This window comes from Flavobacterium sp. C3NV (assembly GCF_046825355.2).
Taxonomy (GTDB): Bacteria; Bacteroidota; Bacteroidia; order Flavobacteriales; family Flavobacteriaceae; genus Flavobacterium.
The window spans coordinates 145,801-166,184 of record NZ_JBKQBJ020000004.1; the positions used below are offsets into that span (position 1 = coordinate 145,801).

22 protein-coding genes are annotated in these 20,384 nt (G+C 32.6%); 1 reads left to right on the top strand and 21 read right to left on the bottom strand.

Annotation, left to right across the window (positions count from 1 at the left end; translation table 11 throughout):
- Position 1 precedes the first annotated feature (1 nt).
- From ACIDC4_RS07510 to ACIDC4_RS07565, 12 genes are all read right to left on the bottom strand, one after another.
- Entirely contained in the window at positions 2-1,108 is a 1,107-nt protein-coding gene (locus ACIDC4_RS07510) for a hypothetical protein (protein ID WP_412042590.1), read from the bottom strand.
- A 166-nt stretch (positions 1,109-1,274) separates the two neighbouring features.
- Positions 1,275-1,577 (bottom strand): hypothetical protein, encoded by a 303-nt coding sequence (locus tag ACIDC4_RS07515; RefSeq protein ID WP_412042589.1) that lies wholly within the window; start codon positions 1,575-1,577, stop codon positions 1,275-1,277.
- A complete protein-coding gene (locus ACIDC4_RS07520) occupies positions 1,564-1,851 on the bottom strand; it encodes a hypothetical protein (protein WP_412042588.1) in 288 nt (95 codons plus the stop codon). The genes ACIDC4_RS07515 and ACIDC4_RS07520 overlap by 14 nt, the downstream gene beginning before the upstream one ends.
- Positions 1,852-2,061: 210 nt before the next feature.
- Entirely contained in the window at positions 2,062-2,394 is a 333-nt protein-coding gene (locus ACIDC4_RS07525; RefSeq protein WP_412042587.1) for a hypothetical protein, read from the bottom strand.
- 4 nt (positions 2,395-2,398) lie between these two features.
- The gene (locus tag ACIDC4_RS07530; protein ID WP_412042586.1) at positions 2,399-2,869 is read right to left on the bottom strand and encodes a hypothetical protein; all 471 of its coding nucleotides are present in this window, start codon (positions 2,867-2,869) and stop codon (positions 2,399-2,401) included.
- Between the two features lie 4 nt (positions 2,870-2,873).
- Positions 2,874-3,356 carry a M15 family metallopeptidase gene (locus ACIDC4_RS07535; RefSeq protein ID WP_395432833.1) on the bottom strand — a complete coding sequence of 161 codons (483 nt, stop codon included), beginning with the start codon at positions 3,354-3,356 and terminating at the stop codon, positions 2,874-2,876.
- A 420-nt stretch (positions 3,357-3,776) separates the two neighbouring features.
- A complete protein-coding gene (locus ACIDC4_RS07540) occupies positions 3,777-4,298 on the bottom strand; it encodes a hypothetical protein (RefSeq protein WP_412042585.1) in 522 nt (173 codons plus the stop codon).
- Positions 4,246-5,217 (bottom strand): hypothetical protein, encoded by a 972-nt coding sequence (locus ACIDC4_RS07545; RefSeq protein ID WP_412042584.1) that lies wholly within the window; start codon positions 5,215-5,217, stop codon positions 4,246-4,248. Before ACIDC4_RS07545 ends, ACIDC4_RS07540 begins: the two co-directional genes overlap by 53 nt.
- A gap of 36 nt (positions 5,218-5,253) precedes the next feature.
- Positions 5,254-5,598 carry a hypothetical protein gene (locus ACIDC4_RS07550; RefSeq protein ID WP_065450603.1) on the bottom strand — a complete coding sequence of 115 codons (345 nt, stop codon included), beginning with the start codon at positions 5,596-5,598 and terminating at the stop codon, positions 5,254-5,256.
- Between the two features lie 338 nt (positions 5,599-5,936).
- The gene (locus ACIDC4_RS07555; RefSeq protein ID WP_008461938.1) at positions 5,937-6,362 is read right to left on the bottom strand and encodes a hypothetical protein; all 426 of its coding nucleotides are present in this window, start codon (positions 6,360-6,362) and stop codon (positions 5,937-5,939) included.
- 138 nt (positions 6,363-6,500) lie between these two features.
- The gene (locus tag ACIDC4_RS07560) at positions 6,501-7,658 is read right to left on the bottom strand and encodes a DUF2586 domain-containing protein (protein ID WP_412042583.1); all 1,158 of its coding nucleotides are present in this window, start codon (positions 7,656-7,658) and stop codon (positions 6,501-6,503) included.
- Positions 7,659-8,279: 621 nt separating this feature from the next.
- Positions 8,280-8,855, bottom strand: a complete 576-nt coding sequence (locus tag ACIDC4_RS07565; protein ID WP_412042582.1) for a hypothetical protein — start codon at positions 8,853-8,855, stop codon at positions 8,280-8,282.
- 284 nt (positions 8,856-9,139) lie between these two features.
- Between ACIDC4_RS07565 and ACIDC4_RS07570 the strand changes: the two genes are divergently transcribed.
- Entirely contained in the window at positions 9,140-9,940 is an 801-nt protein-coding gene (locus ACIDC4_RS07570) for an XRE family transcriptional regulator (RefSeq protein ID WP_412042581.1), read from the top strand.
- Between the two features lie 81 nt (positions 9,941-10,021).
- Here ACIDC4_RS07570 and ACIDC4_RS07575 read toward each other — a convergent pair whose 3' ends face one another.
- The 9 genes from ACIDC4_RS07575 to ACIDC4_RS07615 form a co-directional block, all read right to left on the bottom strand.
- Positions 10,022-10,237, bottom strand: coding sequence for a hypothetical protein (locus ACIDC4_RS07575; protein ID WP_412042580.1), 216 nt, complete (start codon positions 10,235-10,237; stop codon positions 10,022-10,024).
- 7 nt (positions 10,238-10,244) lie between these two features.
- A complete protein-coding gene (locus ACIDC4_RS07580) occupies positions 10,245-11,258 on the bottom strand; it encodes a hypothetical protein (protein ID WP_412042579.1) in 1,014 nt (337 codons plus the stop codon).
- Positions 11,259-11,267: 9 nt separating this feature from the next.
- The gene (locus ACIDC4_RS07585; protein WP_412042578.1) at positions 11,268-12,569 is read right to left on the bottom strand and encodes a hypothetical protein; all 1,302 of its coding nucleotides are present in this window, start codon (positions 12,567-12,569) and stop codon (positions 11,268-11,270) included.
- Positions 12,562-13,119, bottom strand: coding sequence for a DUF6046 domain-containing protein (locus ACIDC4_RS07590; protein WP_412042577.1), 558 nt, complete (start codon positions 13,117-13,119; stop codon positions 12,562-12,564). Before ACIDC4_RS07590 ends, ACIDC4_RS07585 begins: the two co-directional genes overlap by 8 nt.
- 20 nt (positions 13,120-13,139) lie before the next feature.
- A complete protein-coding gene (locus ACIDC4_RS07595; protein ID WP_412042576.1) occupies positions 13,140-13,610 on the bottom strand; it encodes a hypothetical protein in 471 nt (156 codons plus the stop codon).
- Between the two features lie 68 nt (positions 13,611-13,678).
- Positions 13,679-13,873 (bottom strand): hypothetical protein, encoded by a 195-nt coding sequence (locus ACIDC4_RS07600; RefSeq protein ID WP_412042575.1) that lies wholly within the window; start codon positions 13,871-13,873, stop codon positions 13,679-13,681.
- 513 nt (positions 13,874-14,386) lie between these two features.
- The gene (locus ACIDC4_RS07605) at positions 14,387-16,336 is read right to left on the bottom strand and encodes an autotransporter outer membrane beta-barrel domain-containing protein (protein WP_412042574.1); all 1,950 of its coding nucleotides are present in this window, start codon (positions 16,334-16,336) and stop codon (positions 14,387-14,389) included.
- A gap of 109 nt (positions 16,337-16,445) precedes the next feature.
- Positions 16,446-16,637, bottom strand: a complete 192-nt coding sequence (locus tag ACIDC4_RS07610; protein WP_412042573.1) for a hypothetical protein — start codon at positions 16,635-16,637, stop codon at positions 16,446-16,448.
- A 155-nt stretch (positions 16,638-16,792) separates the two neighbouring features.
- Entirely contained in the window at positions 16,793-20,212 is a 3,420-nt protein-coding gene (locus ACIDC4_RS07615) for a hypothetical protein (RefSeq protein WP_412042572.1), read from the bottom strand.
- Positions 20,213-20,384 lie beyond the last annotated feature (172 nt).

The following is a 20,384-nucleotide window of genomic DNA, read 5'->3' on the forward strand; positions in this document are numbered from 1 at the left end:
GCTATTGTTTATCTCTGTAAAATGTGTAAGGAATATAGTTTACCTCAAACTCTAGGGTATCCATATCAAAATAACCGGCTTTTGGAATAAAATATTCGATATTGGTTGCATCAGTAAGTGTAGGATTCTGAGCATCATTTGGATTTTTTGCCACAGAAGTCTGAACCTTGGTCAGGATAGGAATTTTAACTCCTTCTGCTTTTTGAATGGCATCAACGAGATATGTTTTGACAAAAGCACCATTGAATTCAATGTTTTTCAAATGTTCTCTAACAGTATTTATTACCGGAAATTCTTCTTCATCGACTATTAATGAGCCATTTTTTTCATTTAAAGGATCTGTTAATAATGCCAATTCGTACTCTGCCAGTTTTATTTTTTCCTTGTCTGATAAAAGCCTATTTAAACTTTTTAGCTGATAGTATTCAATGTCCTTTGGGTCGATATAAATAGTCAAAGGATCGATGTATACATTCAAATGTAATTTTAGAACATCACCCTGATCTGATGTGATAAATACATGATTTCCTGCGTCTTTTATTTTGGCAATATATTCCTTAAAAGCAAAGAGTTCATTTGGTACATCGATTCTCGAAATTTTATCACCTTTTACAGTAGCTACTTTTATAAAAACAACTCCAACTTTATTATGAAAATAATCTGAGAATATTTCTTCTGGTTTTTTGTTGGGATCAAGCACTGTTTCTAAATCTATTTCGCTTACCGCACAATGTTTGATTATTTTAGCTTCTTCAATTTGTGTTTCTGAAAGTTTTGAGGTATCAAACTGATACGAACCTTCTTTCCAGATCAGCGACATTCGATTGCTTGAATCCGGATCTAACGATATTCCGTTGCTTGAATCCGTATCTATCGGCATTCCGTAATGAAAATTCAAAGCCTGTTCGCGATACCAGTTTAGCGTATGCGGTCTTGATATCAAGGCATTTTTTTCGACTATTTTTTCGTGAATCCAAATCGCAGTAGCGACTATATTGATCCAAAGTTTCCAAATCGCAGCTTTTGATTCTGTTAAGCCGTTTAGAGAGGTTTGTTTCCCCTTTTCAATCAGAATTTCGTTCTGTATTTCAGCAATTGTACGTGCCATATTTTAAATTTTTACTATAGATTAACCTGTAAGACATGTATAAAATGCTTATAGATAATTGTTTATGTTTTTTGTAAATACTACAGGAGCGTAGTTTTCTTTTTAGAGATTTCTAAAAAAATAGGTGTCAGTTATAACCCGTATTTTTGGTAATTGTAGTGAAGGACTAATAAATGATAAAATCATCTTCGATAATCATGTAATCAATTCCGGAAAAGTTATCCAATAAATATTGTTCTTCGTCTGTAATCGCAGTTGCAGGTTTTAAATTTCGGGCATTGTAATATTCTACAATATCCTTTTTAAAGGCTTCGCGGCCAATTTTTAAATCTTCGTAAACAGAAATGTCATCTGTAAGGTTAAATTGATCATTGTCTTCCAGAATATCGAATACTTTTTCGATACTTCCATATTCCTGTAAAGAGATGTCAAAAATGTTTTGGTTTTCTTGTGGTTTAATAGTTTCCATCGATTCTAATGTTTTTTAAATCGTTGACATCTAATGTTTTTACATAAAAATTGTCATACGATAATTGTTTATCTATTTCGTTTTCTAGTCTTAGCCTGGAGGTTGTATCCGGGCTGTTGATGTATTTTTTTATTCCTACTCCAAGAATAGGAAACTCTTTATAACTTCCTTTCTGGCTTAACAATAGATGTTCTATATTTTGCTGATCTGCCTCTTTAATAGCGAAATCTCCATTTGTAATTAACAAGTCGTCATCTATGATAAAATCTTTCATATGTCGTTATTATTTATTGTTTTATTAATTAAAATCCCTCTTGAATCTGCGCGCCATATCCAAAAGACGATGTTTTATTTGATACTGTAAAAATAAGCTTTGCTTACGCCTTAATCAAGATTTTAAAGCTTAGTAATCAGTAGTTTCAGTAAGTTGTAAAACTCATTTTACAGTTTGTTTTTTGATGCTTTTTTTGGTTGAAAAAGTATTTTAAACTGCAGGAATAATCAGGCTGGTAATAATTTGAATAATCACTTTTATAATATTATTTTTAATGGTATTCAGTTTTATTTTTGATATTCCGGCAGTTTGCAATGCTTGCAGTACGGTTAAGTCTAGTTGACTTTTTAAAAGCCATTCGAATTCTTCTTCAGTTAAATCGCCAGATGAAAAAAGAAGAATCCAGCGTTCCAGTTTTTCTGTAGAAGTTTGAAAAAAAGCAGCTAAGTCTTTTTCTAGCTGAGGTTTGATATCCTTATAGCTGTTTGCGATAATTGCTTTTAGTTCCCTTTTTAAGTTTTCTATCACTTTATCTTTGTCCATAATTTTAAGTATTAAGGTTTATTAAATCCAGAAGTTCTTCTTTTGATTGTTTGTCTTTTTTAATTTCATATTGTATAAGTAAATCAAAAGCTGTTAAGATTTGTTTTTTTGATTCTTCCAAAAATGATTTTGAGACAACTCCTTTTGTCTGCCAATGTTTAAAGAAACCGGCTAAAAGATTTTTGTCTTTATCATTCAGCATCTTCAACATTTCAAAAGTGATTTCGTTATTGGGTTTGTTTTTTTCATATTCGACCAATTTTTCAACGTTTAGAAATAATTTTTCAATTTCTTCCTGGTTAGCAGAGTAGGGAGTAGTGGCCTTACTGATTAATTTATCGGCTTCTACCTTTAGCTCAATCGTTTTTTCGTATGAATATTGATCGAATAGGGCAGTTCTTGTAGAGTTGCAAGAAGAAAAAACAAAACTGATTGCAATAAAAAATAGTAGGTGTTTTAATTTTAAATGTTTCATCTGTTTATTTGTATAAGATTACATAGTTTTTTCTGTCACGTTTTAGTTTACTGAGTACTTTCCAGTCGCTGTATCCTTTTTTGTCAAAGTGCGGAAGATCTTTAAAAGTTTTCCAGTCTCCGCCCCAATTCCAGTTGTGTTTCTTGAAAATTTCGACACATTCCTGCCAGTCCGAAATTTGGTCACCATCCCAGTCTTTTGCGGTATCCCAGGAAGCTGTTTTGCCATCTATAATCAGACAAATGTCTACCGCAAAACCATAATTGTGAATAGATTGTCCTCCTTTGGCATTCGTCACTTTTTTTCCTGGTTTGGTTCTGCCAAAAGCATAAAGATCTTCTTGTTCCTGAAAAGTTCTGAGACTTTGCGTAATGCGAACCTTAGCCCGTCCGGTTAAGGCAAGATCGCATTCCTCGATGATTTTAGTAACTTCTTCCCTAACCGAAGGATGAAGCAAATCAATGTGTTTTTTTGTTGTTTGATCCATATTTGTATTTATTAAGATTTCAGGTTTAGAGAATAAAAAGCCTTTCTGATTGTTTGAAAACAGTCAGAATTTTTAATATTCGATAAGATTTATTGTGTTGTGAAATTTATTTAAGACTAAAAGAATACCTTAAATAAATCCTGAAGATGTTCAGTTTTTGTGATCGCAATCTTGATAAAATAAGTGCTTTTAATTACACTGTAAAAATACACCAAAACAAAGTGTTTTAAAAGTATTATGAAGTTGTAAATCAGTAGTTTCAGTAGTGTTTTTTTGTATTTCTTCTGACTTTGTTTTTGAGGAAAAAAGAAAAATAAAATACAAAAAAACACCTGTTTTTCTACTTTAGAAAAACAGGTGTTTGAGGATTAAATTTTAATTAACTTTTTTAAGTAATTGGTTTAATTGATGTGATGAAATTTAAAGATTTAACAAACGATTTTTTTTAATAGTATCACCTTTTTTATCTGTTGTATAAATATAAGTGTCTTTTCTTTCAAAGAATTCTATGTTAATTTTATTTTTTATTTCTTTTAAAACTAAAGTGTCATAATTTTTTTTTGATAAAATAATTTCGCCTTTTACTTTCGAAATTGCTTTATAATAAACATTATCTATAAGAATAGAGTCACCTTTCATTTTCCATATTAGTGGTTTGAAAAAGCCTGTGTTTTCATTAATTCTGATTTCTTCTTTTGTGTTTTTTTGATATTCAAATTGATAAAAATCTCCATTATTTCTGAAGATGTATGTATGTCCTGTTGTTGCAAGATTTGCATTTTTTGTAAAAACATTATAGCATAAAAAACTATTATTTTTTTGAAAAATTAAAATATTTTTTTTATTTTCCTGACATGATGTTAGTAAAAGTAGAAAAAAAAATATCCAATTAATCCTCAGGCTTTTTGTCTTTAATCTCGTCATAAATTTTGTCTTTTTCAAAATGGATACTTGTATTAGTTTTAAGATTATATATTGTAAAATTACTATAATTTTGGCCATAAAAGAAATAATCTATATTGTAATATCCATTGTGAAAAATGTTAAAATCGTTAACCATATCTTTTAATTCAATTTCATTTTCACCTTCTGCTTTTGCTTTAATTGCTCTTAACATAAACCCTGTGATGGCTTGATCTTGATTTTTTTGAGATGATTTGTAAAAATCTTTTGCTTTAGTTTGTCCTAAATATACTGCTGCATGATGTGAAAACTTATAATTTCCTGTTGGTTTTTCACTCCTGTGACCATCAACTTTGTCGCCTTCATGATGTATGGTGTTTCTCATGTCGTAAAAATTATCTGAAGATCCCTTTTTAAGCTGTGTACTATTAAAAAAAATAGTTCTGGTTTTATTGGGAGATGTATGGGCGATTGTGCTTTCATTGTCCATTTTTTTTACTCCAAACCATCCTGTATAACCCATTTCTTTTGCTTCGGATGTTATTATTCTTGTTACTGCATATGTAGTTCCTTTTTTACTGTAATCGAGTTGTGATAAATACTTTAAACCCAGCTTTGTGTTTACCAAGATTTTATTTCCATTTTCAATTTCTTCAATAAATCTTCCGGAGCTGCTGTAAATTCTGCCTCTTTCTTTTTTTACTTTCTGTTTCTTGTTTTTTAAAGTAGAAGCCTTATCCTTTAACTTGGCTTTTTCAGGTTTTTTAGTATTGTCATCATGATTCTTATGAGATTCCTTAGTTGTTATATTTTGTTTTTTAGCATATTTAAACATCTCATCAGAATTCTTGTCATCCTCAATCTGCTGACGCCAAATGCCAAGCATAATTTGTCTAAACCTTGCCATTTCAGAAGTACTAAGGTCTTTTAATTCTATATTATGTTTTCGAATAATCATTAGGATAGTTTTTATGAAGGGCAAAAAAGGTGTTTATTATAGTATTTCTACTTTAACAGGTTTTGGCTGAATATGATCTGAGAATGCTGTGGTGATATTGAGACGTAAATCGTCTTCTTGTTCGATTTTGGCATCGCCGCCCAAATAGCAGTTTTTGAATAGTACTTCAAGGGCTTTAAATTCGTCCATTTTTGAAGCTTGTAATACGGCAGAACGAATACTCATATCTGGTTTTTTGAAATAAGCAAATAGAGTAGTTTCGTCATCATCTGCAATAGTGAGTTTGACTACTTTTTTGTGTTTGTATTTCCATTGGTTTAACTGAGCCTGAGTAATATTTCCGTCAAGAACATCTGCGGTTTTTGAAATTGTTTTTTCCATTTTAAAACGGTTTTATTTTTTATGATTGAAGAGTTGAATTCTGATGTAATGATGTTTTATAAAGTCATTGAAATGAGAATTATTTCGTTGACCGAATGATAAAAAAAGAGGCTGCCTGAGGTATTGTTTTGGAGTTGAATATTCTCGAAGCAGCCTCTTGAAGAAGATTCCCTGTCTAAAAACGGACTAATAAAGAGCTTGTAGAATAAGTTTGCAGACAAAAATCATGTTCCTTGAACTCCTTTTTTGCATAACGCAATTGATAATGGTTTTCTCTTTTTAGTCGGTTTTAGAAACTGGGAATGGGGTATTATGGTTTTAGTAGTAATTTATGGAGATTAGTTCCACTCAATGTGAGAACAAATCAAGTCAAAAGAAACCGCGATTTTAGTGTCTCCCTGGCTAATTCCTCTGCTGTTCGAGTTGAATTCGCAGTTTCTTACCGTGTGTGTAATTACTTCATTGCTATCGTCTAAGTAACTAACAATGATGCTGAAAGGATTAATATCCTGCAATCTTTGTCCTTTTGGTAAAGCGGCCAAAATAGCTTCTACTTCGTAATTGTATAAAGTGATAGAAGCTTTTGCCTCGTATTTTCCTCTACCTCTGTGTACTGGCATATCTCCGGCACCGTAATGGTTTTCTTTAGAAACTGAATCGCTGTAGTTTACAGCTGTAATTCCGGTAACGATATTACCTGCAATGCTTACTTCGATAGATGACCAGCTGTGTTGTTGTCCGTTTATTAATGGTAATTTATTCATATGTTGCTTTATTTTGTTTTTAATGATCTTTTAACGATCTGTAACTATCACCTGATTCATTTGCATTTGCAGCAAATGAATCAGGAAGACATAATTGGTTAATTTTTATGGTTTTTGAATTGTATTAAATTCAATAAATTATGCTTTGTCGATTCCGAAAGGATTTTTGAACCCTAAATCGACCATAATTTTACGGGCAGTTCCAATTGGAGTAATTTCTGCTTTTACTTTTAATTCTGAAGTTGCCAAAATGTTTTGTTTTGGATCTACATAAACATCAAAAGCCGAAACTTCCTGATTAGCAACCATTCCTTCTAAAGCAGATCTGCATAAACCTTCGAAACTTTTAGAAACCGATTGAGGTAATTTACCATCGATATCTACTAAAACCGGAGAAGCCAATTTTGGTAACAAAGCGGTACGTAACAAGCGAGTTGCTTTATTAATCGTACGGTTGTTTTCTACATAAGCAAAGTCTGATGTGCCGGTTGTACAAGTAGCACTGTCATTAAAATAAACACCAGGTAAACCAGTATGCGTTCTTGCGAAAATGAATCTTTTTTCGTTTAAGTCGGCTAGAGTTCCAAGAGTTTTAATTTCTTCTCCGCCAACAAAACCTGCTTTGGCAAAACCTTCACCGGTTAGGTTAAATTTTTCGATCCAGGCAATGTTTTCAGATACTTTTGCTTTAGAAATCGCGCCTAATGCTAATCCAACTGCTGCAGTGTTTTTGTATGTGCGAGCTTTTTCAACATCCATTGCGATAACTACAGATACATTTTCTGCATCTGATCCTTCTAAAGAAGGGGCATCAACAGTAAAACCTTTTCCTTCTAAAATAATTTCAAAAGGCATGTAATCTTTATAAGCAAGATCAGCCTCGGTTTGTGCTTTTAAAACTGCGGCCTGTGTTTGTGCAAATGTTGTTGCTCCAGAATAGATAACGGCCATTTGGCGAATATTTCCGTTTGCTTTTTCCTGCATGTCCATGGCTTTTCCTGCAATTTCTTCGTAAGAAGTGGCTGTAGTTGCCATAATGTACAAATCTCCGGAAGGATTCATTCTGAAAAATTGTTGAATTTGATAGAAAACAGATTGTCCGTTTACATCATAATCTGCTGTAATTCCTAAGGCTTCAGCATCTTCTAACGAAGCCAGGCGCTCAATTTTGTTTAATGCTAATTTTGTAGTGGCAACTCCATCAAAAAGTAACCCTGAAACCATGTCCTGTTCCGGATTTCTTCTTCCTAATCCGCCTGATAGTTTGGTAATTACTACATCGTTTAATGTACTCATAATATAAATAGTTTTAATTGTTTAAAAATTTTGTTTGTCTTTTTTGCTTGAAAAAAGGGCAAAAGAAGGGCTGTAACAAGTTGGCAAACTTGCTATGGTCAGGATATTTCTTATTTTAATATGTATTCGTAATCAGGAATCCAAAAAGCAGAGTTGGTATTTTTGGACGGGTTATAAAAACCGGTTTTTCAATTGAATTTTGCTCTTGGTCAAGGGATAAATTTGCTTTTGATATCGAGTACAAATTTAAGGCTCAAGTTTGCTTTTTCCAATTATTTAGTTATTCAAAACCTGTAGTTTCAGCGGTTTAAGCTCTGGCCTCTGTAGCGAGTCCTTCATTTATAATAGTATAAATAGTGCGCTCTGTAAGGAACAAAGTATCCGAAAGTTCAGATACAACAACTTTCATTTGTTTAGCTTGATTTCTATTAAGGTAGTTAATCACATACTCTCTCCTTTTGTCTAATAGTGTTCTGCTTCTTTTCATGTTTTAAGGTTTAAATAGGGTAATGTTTTATTTTATTTAGATTGGCGTCGATGGTGTTTATAGTTTTATGCCATTGAATATTTTTTGATTGTTTTTTATTTAATGAGAATATTTTTGACTGATTTATAATCAGATTAAGGAGCAGTATTTAAATCGACATTTCCCTGAACCTGATTGGGATTTATTCCGATGATTCCGGAATTTAAGTCATATCCTAAATCTTCCAGTTCTTCATTACTTAAACCATTATTAAAAAGAATGTATTTCTTTTTTAAGATATTTTCTATTAAGGTGGTTTTATAAGTGATCTCCCAAATAAAATAATCATTTTTATTCCAGTACGTGTGTTCGTTGGTACATTGTTTTTCTCTTATTTTAAATGTTGAATTAGTGTCTATTGCAGCATTACTGTTGCCTTTAGATAATACGGCTTTGTCTATTCGTTGCGCAATATCAAATGCATTTGCATAACTTGTTGAAGAAATCGTTTCTACAGGTAATACGATATACAGGCAAAATGATACATCGGCTTTGTAGTTTTTTTCAGAAGATGTTTCCCAGTCTACAGTATCGTATTTAAACATTACTACCGGTGTTTCGATAGAATCTTTAAAAATGGCATCACTATAAAGTTGCACTGTTGGCGCATTAGAATTAAACTCCGTTTCGATTGCGTTCTTTTTTTCGGTATAAAAGTCTTTTAGAATCATATGGTGGATTATTTTTGACAAATATACAACATATGTTTTAATTATTGCAACATATTACGATGAAAAATGCAGTAATTTCAGTAATATGATTTGGTTTTTTATATTGACTATTAGAGTAATACAGTAAGAAAAAGCCTTTAAAATGCTTTAAATTCAGATGTTACGTAAAAAAAATAGAAAAGAATGCTATTATTTATTATATATTTTTTAGTTTTGCAACATATAGTGGAATGTGTAATGCTTTTTAAAACATATTACATAATAAAAAACAAATGCAATATAACATGGAAATACATACTAAGATAAAACGTATTATAGATGAAATGAAGTTAAACAATAACTCATTTGCTAAGTTAATAGGGGTAACCAGTACTACAATAGATAGTATCACTGTTGGAAGATTGCAATCTGACGGAGAAAGAAAAAGGACAAAACCTGGCTTTGATTTGCTTCAAAGTATCATCACGCATTGTAATGTAAATCCAGATTACTTTTTTGGAAATAGCGACGAAATTTTTGGCAATAAAACAAATAGCGAAGTTGGTTTGAACCTGCCAAAGATTATCACAGTAAATGAAGACGGGGAGGAGAATATTAATTTTGTTGGAGTAAAAGCACGCGCGGGTTATTTAGACGGTTACTCTGATCCGGAATATATGGAGAGTCTTCCGTCATTCAGTATGCCAATGCTAAAAAACGGGACTTACAGATGTTTTGAAATTAAAGGAAATTCGATGTCGACTACAATACACGACGGCGATTACCTTTTTGGAAAATACGTTGATAATTTTGATGATATTCTCGACGGAAGAATCTATGTTATTATCAGTAAAAATGATGGAGTAGTGGTAAAAAGGGTTTTAAACAGAATCAGGGAAAGCGGAAAATTAATCCTGAAATCTGATAACAGAGACGGAAATTACCCAATGTATTCTATTTATGCCGAGGATATTCTGGAAGTTTGGTACGCGAGTATGTATGCTTCTAAACAAATGCCCGATCCTATCAATATTTATGAAAAGATTCATGATCTCGAAAGTAAATTTTATGAAATGGAAGAGACTTTGAGAAAGAAGCTGAACTAGATATTTAAAGTAGAGGTCTTAAATATAAAAATACCTCTTACGGTTTTACTGTAAGAGGTATTTTATATTAGTTTAAAGTTATTAAGAGATACTTCCTACCCCGGTTCCGGTTTGTGCTGCAGCACTACCAGTTGTAGTTACTGTGGTGTTTACAGTTCCGGATTTTACAAAAATTTCTATAGCAGATGCTAATTTTGCTGCAATGTTATCAATAGACGTAGCGTTGTCTATTTTTCCTTTTTCTTCACTCAAAAGCGCTTTTATTGATCCTTCTAAACCTGATTTATTTAAAGCCATAATTGTTTTATTTTAATAATTCTGTTAATTTTCCTTTTAGTATTGTAAGTTGAGGTAAATTAATTGGTGTTCCTGATGGCCCCATGGGTGTAGTAACTGTAATTTTACCTATTTCATCTATTAGTTCTTCAAGTTTAGATTTTAAACTTTTTCCGCCGACATCTATTTTAAATCTATCATCCATTTCCAATGTTAAATTGCCTTTTACAAATGAAGTTTTGGCATCTGAGATTGTAGCATCAAAACCATCTTTAATGGTGAGTTTTGCTTCTTTATCTTTTAAATTGAAAATTGTATTTCCTTTATTAAGATTAATTTCGGTATGTAATTCATCAAAAGTTAATTTTTGTTTCTCACCACCATCTTTATCTAAAAATTGCATTTCGGCACTGGGATTTTCTCCTGAAGAAAGCGTAAATTTTACACGTTCTTTAACATCTTCGCCATTAATGGTATTTAAAATAGTCTGTTGTTGATTTCCGCTCAAGCTATTTTTAGAAATTTCTTTACCATTCTCATCATAAAAAGAAGTACTAATCCTGGAATCTTTTTTGCCGCTAAATTCTATTTGCGCGATGTTTTTATAAGTAGGTTTTGCAGTTGATGTAGCACCGTTTTCATTGGCTTTTTTTTCTTTGAATAACATTTGAAATTTATCTGCGTCAGTATTTATTTCCAGATAATGATTCTCATCATTTTTGAAACGAACAAAAGTACGTTCGACCTCAGAAAACTGCGAAACAAAAGCTCTCGTTTCGACTCCGTCAATAATGGTAGCCAAAACCCAACTGTCTTTTTTAGGAATCGTGATAATTCCTTGTTCGACATCGTGGATTGAAGCTTTCAATCGTACGTTTTTGATAATCGCGCCATCGGCACGCATGATGTTTACAGTATAAGCATCATCAGGATTATGGAGCGATTCTATCTCGTTATTTATTTCGATGACTTTTGCTGCAAAAGTTTCAATAATTTGATTTTTACTGGCGACATCTTTTATTAGATCTGTTATATTTCCCATTTTGTAATTTTAAACTGTTTCTACTCTTCGTCCTACGTAAATTTTTTGTCTATAGCCGTTTTCGCCATAGCTTCGTTCTACTTTTTCGACCTGAAAAGTGCCATTTTTCTCTTTATCCTTTGCGTTCTCCAGAATAACCTTGTCTGTAGGTCGTACAAATGGTTCGCCAAAAGTCAGGAAATAGCCTTCGAGTCCGCTTGGTTTAGATTCCATGGCTCTCACAGCAGCATATTGATACAATTCTGCAGCAACTTTTGTTGCTGCATTTTTAAAAGCTTCTGGATCTTTAGGTAAATCATTTTTATCGTCATGTAACACATGTGTTTTTACTAATTGTCCATTTGGATCGCCTAACTCGATATAAATTGGAGTGTTCGAATTTTTAAAATATTTTTCGACTCGTGTGCGCGTATTTTTGGTAGATTCAGTAACGACTTTTAATCGATCTTCAATAATATTATAACGAAATCTAAAACGTACTTTTCCCAGAAATCCTCCCGAAACAGATTGCAAAACTTTATTCAACTTCGAACTTAAAAGACTAAGTCCCTGATTGATTAATTTTTTGACCAATGCTCCGGCTAATGGACTTTTAATGAAATTTCGATCAATAAAACCGGCTAATTCGGCTGTTGTATGTTGCTGCGGATTATTCGTAATAGTAAGAACCGGAGCTAAATCTTCGGTTTTGAAATAGGTATAAATTCCTTTGTCTTTTAGCATCTCAAAAACCTGGGCCAAACTTTGATTTCTACTAATTATTACATTGCCCAATTCCTCATCGAGAGCATTTACTTTAAAAGGTAATTTTAGTTCTTTGATTCTTTTTTCGAAGAAGGTTTTAGGATTAAAACTTTCAACATTTGTGGTCGGGTTGGTTGATACAACATTCAGAACATCACTTTTATCCTGAACATCATCATCTTTTACAGTTTTTACTTTTTTAAAAGCATACATCGCATCTTCGCAGGTTATGGTAGCATTGGTATCTGATTGTACTCCTGTAATATAACCTCTAAAAGCGGGTTTGTAATCATCGTCATAGCCTAAAAAGATCTCTATGAAATTTTCTAGTTTAAAAAAATCGTGAACTGTTTTTTCTTCGCCATTTGCATTTTTAAACAAGTTTTGATCAAATCCCTTAGTGTCAGTAAACACTTTTTGAGGCATCACAATTGTTGCCGTATCTGTGAGGGATTTGTACGAACTGCTGATGTCTACATTTTTTACATAGGTAAATTCATAAAATTTAGGCGTAGGGATAAGCTTTACTGTTTCGTAAACCCTAATTTTAGCATTTAGTTTAAGCATTGTCTCTGATTATTAGTTCTACAGTTTCGTCTGATGTGGCGCTGGCCGTAAATTTTTGAATGTTTTTTGTTCCTGAAAATGAGGGAATAGAGTAGGAGTCGATCACTAATTCGTAAATACCAAATCGGTTTAAAATGGCATGCGTTACTCTTAAAGCATAAGGCGCATTTAAGAATTGTTTCAGCAAAAAGAGTTTTTCTTTTGGATATTCGTCTCCGGTTTCGTTGGCAATTAATCCTTCGATAGAAATACTAAAATCTCCATTTGTAATATGTTCCTTGATAGTGGAATCTCTTCCTTCGATGCTCTCTTTTTTGATAGTTTTTGAGCGATTAAGATTTACCGTAACAGCATCTACTCGTAAACTGGGTAAATTGAGATCTTTTTTTGTTAAAGGTTCAAAAACCAAAGGAGCGAAGACTCTTAGATTAAATTCTCCACCGGTTTTATCTATAATAAAATCTTTTGATTCAGATTCGTTATAGTTAATGCCAGTGTATTCAGGATCTTTGGTATCTAAAATTTCGTTTACATTAAAATTGAATTTCATAATGATTTATTTTTTTATTTTTAATTTGAAAATGTTTGCGCAAAAGCGGTCATGAATGTATTTTCGAGTCTTTTGTCGTTGTGTTTTTGTAACCAAAGGGCCTCTTCGAGTAATTTATAAAACTCATCCATTGCTAATTGATATGGATCGACCTGAAAAGCATATCGAATAAGAGCTGCCGATTTTTTGAATTCATCTTTTTGTGGAGTTGCATCTATCGTAAATTCGCTATCATTTTTGATCATCGCAACAAGAGAATTTCCTGCCGAAAGCATGAATTCATCATCATAATTTTCCTGATCCAGAACGCATTCCTGAAATAAAAAAAGGATTGCTTCATGCGGATTATCTTTGTATTTATTTTGATAATTCAGGAATGTAGTAAATGATGGTTTTTTGCAGTAAACGGTTGTTAATTGGTCGTCTGAGGTAAGTTTTAGCACTGTACCGTATTTTTCTTTTAGTTTTTGTATCGTTGTTTCGTCTGGCATTTTTATGGTTTTAGAGATGTTGTCTTTTGTTGGAATGTTGAAATAAACTTTAGAAAGTTTTATCCTTTTTAAATACTACTGTCCCGACTTTCTTTTTTTATAATTTCTGACAGATTTTCTTTTTTTTCGGAAGTAGTGAAAGGTGTGATAGTAAAACTTTCTATAAAAATGTTTCCGTCTGTAGTTTGTCCCAAAGGATTTTTGAAGTTACTCATATCGGGTGTTTTAGGTATTTCGCCTAGATCTTTTGGTGTATAATCCATGATTGGTTGAATGTTTAATTGTTAATATGATTATTGAAAGTATGATGTACAGATGAGGTATCTATTCTCAAAAAAAATCTGAAAATAAATGGGATTGTTATGTCTGTTCGGGGATCCTAATAGTGGCTATTAGAGTATGTAAATGTAGGGTAGAAGGGTTTGAAAAACGAATAATTTGAGGGTGGTTTTCGGTAGTTTCAGTGGAAAGTAGTTCGTGCTTAAGTGATTGTTATTTAGTATGTTGTTTTGTTATTAGATGCTGTTGTTTATAAAGGATAATTCTGTATTTATACTAATTTGCAAGTTGAATAGCTTTGGCTATTATTAATAATAAAATACGTCAAAGGCTATAGAGAAATTTAACTTTCCGATAGACTTTGACGTATCAATTTAAATAACAGTATAAGAGTTTTTTTGCTTTGAGTGATTTATTTTTTGTTTCTCATTCTAAAGAAAATTTAATTTATTTTTACAATAACCTGATTGCAGCTTTATTGGAACTGTCTCAGGCAATTAAAAAGTGATCATTAGAATTCCTGTTGCTGTACGATAAAGATCTCCCGCAGTCAGACCTCCTGCTAAGGCTGTTAAATTATCCTCATATACAGGTGTAGTTCCTATATTTAATGTTCCAATTAAAGATAGCTTTGGTCCCTTTACAATTAATCTATTTCCTATATTAATGATACCATTAGCCTCAGCGTCACTTATCACTCCTTCTGAACCTATATAAATGTTACCAATACCTGTGGTAACATATCTTCCTGCAAATTTTCCAATTCCAATATTAGCAGCTCCTGTTGTGATTGCGCCTAATGAATAGTTTCCTACTGCATTATTTGAATTTCCTGATGTGTTAAGACCTAATGCAGTATGACCTATAGCTGTATTAGAAAATCCAGATGTATTATATCGCAAAGCGTAAGTACCAATGGCGGCATTTTTATCTGTACTTGTAGCATCAGACATACAAAATGCACCAATAGCTGTAGATTGCCCTAATCCTGATGTCATTTTTGACAAAGCACTGCAGCCAATAGCAACATTGTATGGTGAAGTTAAGTTTTCTGCTAATGCATAGCTACCTACTGCTGTATTAGCAATAGCCGTTGTATTTTTACTTAATGCACTACATCCAAATGCATCATTATAAGAACCAGTTGTATTTGCATGTAAAGCTTTCTCTCCTAGTCCTGTATTGGATTCTCCTTCCGTATTATTTTCTAAGGTCCCAAATCCAACGCCTGTATTTTTTGAACCAGTTGTAGTCGAGGACATTACATTGACACCAATAGCAGTATTTGAGTTTCCTGTTCTTGAACCTTGGCCGATTCTAATACCATTAATTAATTTGTCTGTACCTCCTAATTCTTGTAAAGGAATATTATCAACTATGCCTGATTGAGTTGCTGAAACAGGATTGTTTATTTCATCTGTAGTGGCCAATGTTTTAGCTGTTCCATCAGCTTTAGGTAAAAATAATTCAGTATTTGCAGTAGATTCAGAATTAGGTAGTAATGAAGTTTGATATACATTAGGGCCAAACTCTTTACCTAACATTAAATATCCCGTGTTTGAAACTCCCTGAGAAGGTAAGGTTCCAAATCTGCCAAGATCATAATTTTCACCGTAATCTGGTCTAATTTGACTTAATCTAAAAGTAGCTCCCGTGTCATGTAATCTTATTTCTCCGCCTGAATTATTACCTGCACGTAATGTTTCTTCTAAACTTTGAGGATTTACTTTCGGTATGTCATCTAACGTAGCTAAAGTTTTTGTTTCCCCTTCTTCTGTAATTGCAGGCATTAAAACAGTTGAGTAGTTTGCTGTGGTAGCTGGATTCATTTCTAAAGTAGAAAAATGATTTGAATTTAAGTTACCAAATCCAACACCTTGAGCAAACAAGGCTGTAGTTTCTCCCGTCTTTGAGTTAACAAAATCAATTAGTTCGCTACTTAAGGTTAAGGATGCTGTTTTATTTTCACCTCTAGTGACGGTGCTTGATTGCGTCATTTCAATATTCCGTCCACTAATAATGTTTGTATAAACATCATTATCACCATAACTTTTAAATAAAGCAGTTTGAGTTGTTTCATTTCCATTTGACAAAACTTGATCAAAAGTTAAACTCTCAACATCTAATGATATATCCCCACTTCCTACTATTGGTTCACCATTAATCGTTTTAAATTCAGGTTTATTAATCAATTGACTAAAACCAGATTCACTATTCCAATCTGTATTTACTTGTGGTGCATGTGCATTTTTATCAGCAATATGATTATCTAAAACGGTTTTATCTACTTTGGTTAAAAGCAGTTCGTCAATTCCTTCAATATCTTTTACGGGAACTTTTTCAAATTTGTGTCGAAAGGAATCCCAAGTGTCCCAGAATTGAGTTTGTGTTGGTTTTAACCCGGTTTTAAACCACTGTTTTATGGTGTTTAATGTTTGTAAAGCCATGTTTTTTTATTTAGTTATAGATTTAAAAAAATCAATTTTTTTTTAATTGTTGGTAAAGATTTGTTCCTGATTATTGGAGGACTTTTTTATTCCTGCTTTCTAGATTTTTTTACTTTTCTTCTACTGGAAATAACGAAGTAATGCTTGACAATACTGCTGACAAAACCAAACCAATTAATTTGATTCTGTTGATGGTTATCAATGATAATCCTGCATCTTGTAAAAGATCGAATTTTGTGTCAACTAAGCCCGTTAAAACAATTAAAAGACTTAAGATTATTGTAATTTTTGATTTATTCATTATAATTGATTTGAGGTTGTTTCTTTTTTTATTAAATATTGTGTAAAGTGACCTAACTAGTTAATGCTATCTACCTCAATCATAATATAATGACTGAAGTAGAAGCTAAATTGTAGTGTAAAAACTTTTATAGGGTTATTTAATTTACGAATTCATTATTGTTTTTCAATCCATGCAGACCAAACTCCGGCTGTTAATGTTCGTATAAAGAACCTGCCTGCTGATGCAGTAGATGTGAATGTAATTCTCTGCATTCCGTAATCAGAAGTATTGTACCTGAATGTTTCTAAAAAATAATCACCGTTAGCTCCTGCTATTTGGATGGTATTACCTGCTATTGTCCTTTGCGAACCAACTGGCGTGCTGTTGAATATAGCATCTGATGATTCTGTCAATGCCGCAGCTATTTTGATTCCATTGGTCGAGATAGTTCCATTTACCTCTAGTTTGCTTCCATTATCTTCTGGTGTTCCTATTATTACATTACTGTAAAATTGCCCAGTGAAAGAAGTTATGGATCTTCCTATAAAATTTGTAGCTGTAAGATCTCCATTTTTATTAAGAATTATATTTGTCTCTGGCGGACGAGGAAATGTATCCATGTCTGTTAGTTCTATATTGCCAGTTATACCCAGATTACCAGTTATATTAAGGTCACCCTCTTTAAATTCGTTGCCAGTTTTATGTAATACATTGTCGTCAGAAACAGATATGTCTCCAGAACCTACTATTGACTGTCCGTTTATGGTTTTGAAATCAGATGTAGTTGCTAAAACATAATTACCTGCTAATTCTTTATTTGGGAAAGTTATTTCAGTAGTAGCTATTGGATCTGCTGATACATTAATCATTGTTAAATATCCGGTAGCAGTATTTTGACTATTTATTTTTAGTTGTCCATCTTTAAGGTACATCGAAAGCCCTCTTTTTAAATCTGTGTCAACATTATTAAATTCTACCACCTCTCCACTCATATAAAATCTGGAGTAACCATTATCTGAGGTAGCAAGTATTCCAGCTTCTCCACTTATCATAGCAGCACTTCCCGAATCCATCACTTGCTGTAAAGTGGGGGAGCTGTTGATATCTCCAGTACCTAATATTGATTGCCCGTTGATGGTTTTAAAATCAGATGTAGTTGTTAATGTGCCAGACTTATCAGGAAATAACAGACTGTTACCTTTTGTCGGTTCTTCAAATTCTACTACAGTAGTAAAACCTAATGAAGGTTTAGAATATCCAAGTTTTAAACCAGTCCCATTACCCATTGTTATTCCAGAAGAAATATCTAAATCTACTATATTGTTATTTAATACAATAATCTCATTAGTAATTACTATATCGGATATTGTATTTTCTGACGACAAATCTCCTAATGTAGCTGCTCCTCCATTATCTAAAGTTTGTTGTAGATTTTGTTTATTCAAGTCTTCTGTAGTCGTAAACGTATGAGTCCCTCCTTCAGGGTGCTCAGGAAATTCATATATATTGACAACACCAGTTCCTCCTGCCTTATTTCGTATTAAATTAGTTGTAAAGGTATCTAGGTTATAGAAAGCAACATGATCCTTAAAAATCTTCACTCTATTACTAGAGTCTTCTATGTTTAGATTACTAAATGATAAATAACTTGATCCTGTAGGATAAGTGAATTGTATTACTTTACCTGTGGTTTCAGTATCTCCTGCGGCTAGTACTTGTTCAATAGTAGGTGTACCTCCTGCTGAGTGTTTATCTAAATACTCTTTAGTTACTAAAGATTTGGCTCCTCCTGAATCAATTAAAGTATTCGTTAATTTAGGTGCTAATAATCTGTTGTCAGCTTCTTTCCTTATTGCGATATTTCCACTACCATCTGATAATATAGCTAAGTTTGAAGCGTCAGAATTTAGTCCTGTTGCATTACCTATTATTGTATTATTATTTCCTGTGATAACTCCTGTTGAAGTACTGCCTTGTTTTAAAATTACGTTATTTGATCCTGATGTAATTGTAGATCCTGACGTTTCTTGATTTTCAATTAAAACATTGTTTGATCCTGATGTAAGTTGTCCTCCTGCTTGAAGTCCAATTGTTATATTAGATTCACCTGTTGAATCTGGTCCGGACATTCCTTGAGATAAGAATCCTATTGCAGTATTTTTACTCCCAGTAATACGCGAACCAGCATGTGCTCCAATTGCTGTATTATGTGATGCTGTTACTATCTTTTGTAATGTAGCATTACCAACACCCATATTGAATGATCCAGTAGTAATTGTTCTTAGTGATGATGCACCTATTCCAATATTTGAAGATCCTGTTGTTAATGCATTTAGAGCGAATGACCCAATTCCTGTATTAGCAGGTGCAGATGTGGCTAAAGGCATAACACTTCTACCAATAGCTGTATTGTTAGTTCCTCCGGTTATAGTGCTTCCCAAAGAGTTATTTCCCACAACCGTGTTACTCAATGATCCAGTAAAATTACCCATTCCAATTCTTACTCCATTTATAGTTTTATCAACCCCTCCCAATTCTTGTAAAGAACTAGTATCAACTATACCTGATTGAGTTGCTGAAACTACCTGATCTGTAGCTAATTTATAGGGAGTACTGCTATCTGGCATTTCAGGAAAGCTAAAAGTATTTTGTCCTGTAGATTCTCTATCAAAAAGCAATTTTAAATTTTTATCTTCTTTGCTCCAGGATATGTTATCACCATTGTACTGAATAACTTCTTCAAGCGGACCATTAATAGATAAGTTTTTAGAATCTATTGAAGAGCTATGTTCTTCATCTAAAAATACAATTGGCTGAGTCAGGGATTTATTGTCTGAATTTAATACCTGATCTAATGTAGGAATTGCTGAACTAATAGTAATATCTCCATCTCCAACAATAGATTCCCCATTGATTGTTTTAAAATCTTCTGTAGAAGCTAATGTAATTTCTGTACCTTCAGTTACAGGTAAATTTATCGTGCTAACGCCTGTAGAAGATGTATTAATTCGTAAATAGGATTCAGCAGTATCCCGATTAAAAAATATACCTTGAGGGTTTATCGAAACATGTTGACTATCATCATGTGTGAAAACACCAGCAGAATCAATACCTGCTAACAGATTTGAGTTACTATCGGTTAAACGTATAGATCTCGAATCTATGCTTGTTTTTAACCAATTATAATAGTCATCGTTAAAAATTATACCTTTTGTGGTTTCATTACCATTGGATAAAGTTGTTTGCAAATTCTGGGATCCGCCTGCTTCAATAATTATATCTCCATCACCTGTCAATGGCTCCCCATTAATAGTTTTAAATTCAGGTTTATTAATCAATTGACTAAAACCAGATTCACTATTCCAATCCGTATTTACTTGTGGAGCATGTGCATTTTTATCGGCCAGGTGATTATCTAAAACGGTTTTATCTGCTTTGGTTAAAAGCAATTCGTCAATTCCTTCAATATCTTTTACAGGAACTTTTTCAAATTTGTGTCGGAAGGAATCCCAGGTGTCCCAAAATTGAGTTTGTGTTGGTTTTAAACCCGTTTTAAACCATTGTTTTATGGTGTTTAATGTTTGTATTGCCATATTTTTTTCTTTTAATTATGTAGTTATTGATTTTTATAAATTGAATCTTCTTATCTAATAAGACAAATAGTAATGTTATTTTGATTTTTCATAATTGTCAATTTAGATTAGTATTGAATTGCTTATTAGTAATCTTTTTTCTAAAGGTTTGACGAGGAAAAATTGAGAATTA